Source organism: Brevundimonas sp., from assembly GCF_018608325.1.
Lineage (GTDB): Bacteria > Pseudomonadota > Alphaproteobacteria > Caulobacterales > Caulobacteraceae > Brevundimonas.
In genome coordinates, this window is the sequence record NZ_JABAZW010000076.1 from 6174 (window position 1) to 10670 (window position 4497).

Genomic DNA, 4497 nt, shown 5'->3' on the forward strand with positions numbered 1-4497 from the left:
AATCTTTAACCTGGCTGGCGATGCTGACGGCGATGTGACCGAAGAAGAACAGCTCGACGCACCGGAGTTTTCTCCTCAGCCTCCGCGCCCTGAGAAGATTCGGGCGCTGGCGGCGGCGGTCGTGACTTCAAGCCCCGCACGGGCGGCAAGCCTGCTGGCCCTTCGGGCACCAGCGGACGCGGACCGGGCGGCAAGCCCCGCTCGCCGCGCTAAGGCCAAGGCGGAGACCAGACGATGAGCCAGTCCCTGTCCGGCCGCTGCGCCTGCGGGTCCGTCAGCTTCACCGCCGTTCCGCACGGCGGGATGCACGCCTGCCACTGCGAGACCTGCCGCAAGACGTCCGGCGGGGTGTCGCTCAGCGTGAACTGCGGCGATGATGTCGAGGTTCAGGGCGCGCTGTCGACCTATGTCTCGTCCGAATGGGGCGAGCGCCAGTTCTGTCCGACCTGCGGGTCGAACCTGTTCTGGCGCTTGCGCTCGGGCGGCATGACCATGGTGTCGGCCCAGGCCTTTGATGATCCGAGCGCTTTCGCGTTCGAGGATGAAGTCTGCATCGACCTGAAACCCGCCAACTATGCGATGGCGGGCGAGCGTCCGCGCATCACCCTGGCCGAACTGGCGGCCATGCACGCGCCGCAGGAAGCCTGATCCATGCGGATCGTCGCCGGATCGCTGAAGGGCCGGGCCATAACCACGCCTGAAGGCCAAAACACCCGTCCCACGTCCGACCGGGCGCGGCAGGCGGTGTTCAATGTGCTGGAACACGCGTCGTGGTCCGAGACGCTGCACGGCGCGCGTGTCATCGACCTGTACGCCGGTTCGGGCGCGCTGGGGTTCGAGGCCGTCAGCCGGGGTGCGGCCTTCTGCCTGTTCGTCGAGATCGAAGACGACGCCCGCGGCGCCATTCGTGAGAACGCCGACGCCTATGGCCTGATGGGACGCACGCGCGTGCATCGGCGCAGCGCCACCGACCTGGGCGTGCGTCCCGGCTCGGCGGGCGAGGCGTTCGACATCGCCTTCCTCGATCCGCCCTACGCCAAGGGTCTGGGCGAACAGACGCTGGCGCGCCTGCTGGAAGGTAACTGGCTCAAGCCCGGCGCCATCGTGGTGTTCGAGCGCGGCTCGGACGAGCCGGACATCGACACGCCCGGCTATGAGCGTCTGGACGCACGCGACTATGGCGCCGCGCGCGTCCTTTTTCTCAGGGTGTCAGAAGCCTCGGCCTGAGGTGCGGTTGTCCAACTGGCTGCGCAGGCGGCTCAGGCCGTCGCGATTGACCACATAGGGACCGCCGCTGCGCGATATGATCACGCGCTTGCGCTTCAGGCTGCGCCACTGTGACAGGTCGCAGCTTTCCAGCACCCAACCTTCGCGGGTGAAGCAGCGGGCGGCGATGATGCGGCCCTGATCGTCGCGCTCCAGCAGGATGCGTCCGCCCTGAGCCAGGGCGTGAAGCGTGCGTTGTTCCGCACGGGAGATGTTCATTTTCGGATTGTCCGGGACAGGCGTCGTCATGCGCCCGGCGTCGATCGTTCAGACGCGGGGCGTTGCGTGCGGCCTCAGACGATTTTCAGCGTCCGGGCCTCAAGCCGTGAACACATTCTCAGACATGAAAGTCCCAACAGATGAAGGGGCAACCTAACCAGACGCAGCCGGGGTTTCAATCGGCATGGCCTGCATCGGTCAGGGCGTTCAGCGCATCCTGATACGCCGCCATCCGCTGTCGGCAGCGTCGTGCGTGACGCAGGTAAAAGCCGATGCAGGCGACAAGAAAAACACCGAAACCCAGCATGATCCGCGCATCCGGCCCCGGTGCGCCCGGCAGCAGGTTCTGCACCGCCAGCAGGAAGACCATCGCCGCCATGCTGATCGCCACCCCGGCCAAGGCCCAACGATAGCCGGTGCGGGCCTGCGCGATGGCCGAACGCAGGGCGGCCTGCGGAGTGTCGATCAGCAGGCCGGGATCGCCGCGCCGGGACCACAGGGTCATGACCAGCGCAAACGCGACGAAGCCCAACGCTGTCAGGCCCGCTGACCATGGCAGGCCCCGCACAAATGTGCTCCAGATCACGATGGCGACGACAACGACACCGCCCGCGATTTCACCGGCGAAGTTCAGGCGCGCCAGACGGTCGCGCTTTTGCAGATCACGGATCAGGCCGAGGTCCAGCGCCGGTTCGTCGGCGGCGGTTTCGGTCCAGGTCTGGGTCAGGTCGGACCAGTCGTCATTGGGGTTGGTCATGGGCGAACCTCAGGGGCTGTGTCGCCGGGATTGAGCGCCTGTCGCAGGGCGGCCTTGGCGCGGGTCAGGCGGATGGAGACGGCGTTGGCGTTCAGGCCCAGCATGTCGGCGATCTCGGCGGGGGTGAACCCTTCCAGCGTCAGCAGGGCGGGCTGGCGCAGCGACAGGGGCAGGGCGCGCACTGCCTGTTCCAGCCGTTGGTGCATGTCGCGCGTCTCGGCTGTGTCATGGGGCGTGGGGTCGCTGCTGGGCGCGGCCTCATCCAGAGGCTGGCGGCGGGGTTCGGCGGCCTCGCGCGCGACATGGGTGACGGCGCGGTTATGGGCGACGCGGGCGATGAAGGCCCGCAGCGGCGCCTCGCCCCGATGCTTGGGCACGGCCCGCCACACGGCCAGCAGAATCTCCTGCTCCAGCTCGCGGCGGCGCTCGCGGTCCGCCTCATAGCCGGAGGCGATCCGGCGCAGCATGGCGCCATGTTCGCTCAGCAGGGCCTCAAAGGTCTGGTCGCGTCCCAAGCGCGGCGGTCTCCGTGAAATCGTCGGTCGGGATGAAAGACTCGGACAATCCTCGAGACTTTCACGTCAGGCGTCGAAAAACCAAAGGAGTTCGCCATGACGATTGAAACCGGAACCGCAGGCAAGACCAAGCCCGGCGTGCTGACGTGTGGCAAGGGCTTCCTGAAGGTGCTGGCCGGACTGCTGCTGGTCGCGGCGGTGTGCGCCTGGATATCGCTGGGGATCGGGCTTCATCTGGACGTGGATCGCGGGGCGCGGATCACCCTGGCGATTGTGGCGGCGGTGTCGACCGAGGCGCTGTTCTGGACCGTGGCGGCCCTGCTGGGCGTGTCGGTGGTCGAGGCGCGCAAGCGCATCTGGCGCTGGATCAGCAGCCGATTCACCGGCCGCGCAGCTTGATCGCCAGATTCTGCGCCGCCTGCGTGACCTCGGCCCAGGTGACGTCGAAACCGTCGTCGTCGCCGAAATAGGGGTCGGCCACCGCCTGACCCTCGCGGCCCGGCACATGGTCCAGCAGCAGGCTGAGTTCGGCGGTCGCATCTGCGGGGGCGATGCGGCGCAGGTTGGCCAGATTGTCGTGGTCGAGGGCGATTATGTGGGTGAAGCGACGGAAGTCCGCAGGCTTCACCTGCCGCCCCTGATAGCTTGAAATATCGACCCCATGCCTGCGCGCCACGGCCTGAGCGCGCGGATCGGGCGCCTCTCCGATGTGCCAGCCGCCTGTGCCGGCGGACTCCACGATCAGATCCATCCGCAACCGCTGCGCCTCAGCGCGAAGGGCGGCCTCCGCCAGAGGCGAGCGACAGATGTTGCCGAGACAGACGAAGAGGACGGAGCGCATGGGAGGGGGCATCGGGGGAAACGAAGTGCGATGCAAGGGCGCATGGTTGAGGCAATGTTCGTTGCGCTCGAACCTTCGGGTGCTGATGCTAAGTCTGCAACTCAAGGATGTTGTGGTTGTGTGGTTCGCAGTTCGAGGCTGTTGTTTGCAATAGCGAGTTCATGTAACTCTGTTGGCTAGAGGGCATCATGATTTCAAAGCTAAAAGTGTCTTTGGTTGCGTTTGCGGCTGGCATCTCTCTTTCCGCATGTGGGGGCGGAGGTGGAGGGGGTTCGAGTGCTGGAGGTGGTGTCGTGACGCCGCCACCACCGCCACCGCCATACGCATCCAATTGCTCGACTACGCCCTCGGCGCTCTCCTGCCAGCCTGGATCGATCCAGGTTATGGGGCCTCAGGTTGGCGTTCGTGTTGATGGCGCGCCAACTAACGCTGCGTTTTCGTTGTTCACGATTGATCGTCGTGGAACCAGTGACACCAGTGATGATGTCTACAGCTTCAGAAACCTGGACGGCGCATCGGTTATCGATAAACACTACACTAATCCGCAAAGCCGCAACGATGGCCTCGGCTCCGTGCGCGTCGCCACGAACGTTGTGCGTGACATCAATGGTGCTTTTGTCCCCGGCGATAGCAGCACGCTGACCCTCTACGACATCACTTCGGTGCTTCAGGGCGGGTTGGACTACGTCCAACTGGGACGGATTTCGCCCAATCCGGTGGGGGGAGCTTATACCTATTTCGCTGTCGGTCAGGCGCCTGCCGCTATACTTATGCCCTCCACAGGAAGCGCCCAGTATGAGGGCGGAACCCGTGGTCAATATGTCGATGGCGCCGGTGTATCCTATGACGTGCCTCTGAATTTTCATCCAGCGGCGACCAGAGTCCTTGGGTTAGTTACG

General features: G+C 65.4%; 9 protein-coding genes. 5 read left to right on the plus strand and 4 right to left on the minus strand.

All coding sequences use genetic code 11. The annotated features are described in order from the left end of the window. From QZ281_RS07980 to rsmD, 3 genes are all read left to right on the plus strand, one after another. Positions 1-238 (plus strand): hypothetical protein (locus QZ281_RS07980; protein WP_292226918.1); only part of this gene is annotated, 238 nt, incomplete at its 5' end. Further along, the gene (locus QZ281_RS07985; protein WP_292226920.1) at positions 235-648 is read left to right on the plus strand and encodes a GFA family protein; all 414 of its coding nucleotides are present in this window, start codon (positions 235-237) and stop codon (positions 646-648) included. The genes QZ281_RS07980 and QZ281_RS07985, both read left to right, overlap by 4 nt. 3 nt (positions 649-651) lie before the next feature. Then, positions 652-1227: a 16S rRNA (guanine(966)-N(2))-methyltransferase RsmD gene (gene rsmD, locus QZ281_RS07990; protein ID WP_292226923.1), complete on the plus strand. Its 576-nt coding sequence runs from the start codon at positions 652-654 to the stop codon at positions 1225-1227. Here the strand turns inward: rsmD and QZ281_RS07995 are convergent. The 3 genes from QZ281_RS07995 to QZ281_RS08005 form a co-directional block, all read right to left on the minus strand. Then, positions 1210-1485, minus strand: a complete 276-nt coding sequence (locus QZ281_RS07995) for a YjhX family toxin (protein ID WP_292226925.1) — start codon at positions 1483-1485, stop codon at positions 1210-1212. The two genes, rsmD and QZ281_RS07995, sit on opposite strands and share 18 nt — an antisense overlap. 175 nt (positions 1486-1660) lie before the next feature. After that, positions 1661-2242: a hypothetical protein gene (locus QZ281_RS08000; protein WP_292226927.1), complete on the minus strand. Its 582-nt coding sequence runs from the start codon at positions 2240-2242 to the stop codon at positions 1661-1663. After that, positions 2239-2757, minus strand: a complete 519-nt coding sequence (locus QZ281_RS08005; protein WP_292226929.1) for a sigma-70 family RNA polymerase sigma factor — start codon at positions 2755-2757, stop codon at positions 2239-2241. The genes QZ281_RS08000 and QZ281_RS08005 overlap by 4 nt, the downstream gene beginning before the upstream one ends. A 96-nt stretch (positions 2758-2853) precedes the next feature. On the opposite strand from QZ281_RS08005, the gene QZ281_RS08010 reads away from it, so the two are divergent. Then, positions 2854-3156, plus strand: a complete 303-nt coding sequence (locus QZ281_RS08010) for a hypothetical protein (protein WP_292226931.1) — start codon at positions 2854-2856, stop codon at positions 3154-3156. On the opposite strand, the gene QZ281_RS08015 is transcribed toward QZ281_RS08010, so the two are convergent. Beyond that, the gene (locus QZ281_RS08015) at positions 3137-3598 is read right to left on the minus strand and encodes a low molecular weight protein-tyrosine-phosphatase (protein ID WP_292226934.1); all 462 of its coding nucleotides are present in this window, start codon (positions 3596-3598) and stop codon (positions 3137-3139) included. The genes QZ281_RS08010 and QZ281_RS08015 overlap by 20 nt on opposite strands. A gap of 440 nt (positions 3599-4038) precedes the next feature. Here QZ281_RS08015 and QZ281_RS08020 point away from each other — a divergent pair. Beyond that, positions 4039-4497, plus strand: a 459-nt coding sequence (locus tag QZ281_RS08020) for a hypothetical protein (protein ID WP_292226936.1), incomplete at its 3' end; no start/stop codon positions are given.

What these genes read in the sequence shown, in the direction of transcription:
- QZ281_RS07985 (WP_292226920.1), top strand. Translation starts at nt 235, where the DNA reads ATGAGCCAGTCCCTGTCCGGCCGCTGCGCCTGCGGGTCCGTCAGCTTC.
- rsmD (WP_292226923.1), top strand. Translation starts at nt 652, where the DNA reads ATGCGGATCGTCGCCGGATCGCTGAAGGGCCGGGCCATAACCACGCCT.
- QZ281_RS07995 (WP_292226925.1), bottom strand. Translation starts at nt 1,485, where the DNA reads ATGAACATCTCCCGTGCGGAACAACGCACGCTTCACGCCCTGGCTCAG.
- QZ281_RS08000 (WP_292226927.1), bottom strand. Translation starts at nt 2,242, where the DNA reads ATGACCAACCCCAATGACGACTGGTCCGACCTGACCCAGACCTGGACC.
- QZ281_RS08010 (WP_292226931.1), top strand. Translation starts at nt 2,854, where the DNA reads ATGACGATTGAAACCGGAACCGCAGGCAAGACCAAGCCCGGCGTGCTG.
- QZ281_RS08015 (WP_292226934.1), bottom strand. Translation starts at nt 3,598, where the DNA reads ATGCGCTCCGTCCTCTTCGTCTGTCTCGGCAACATCTGTCGCTCGCCT.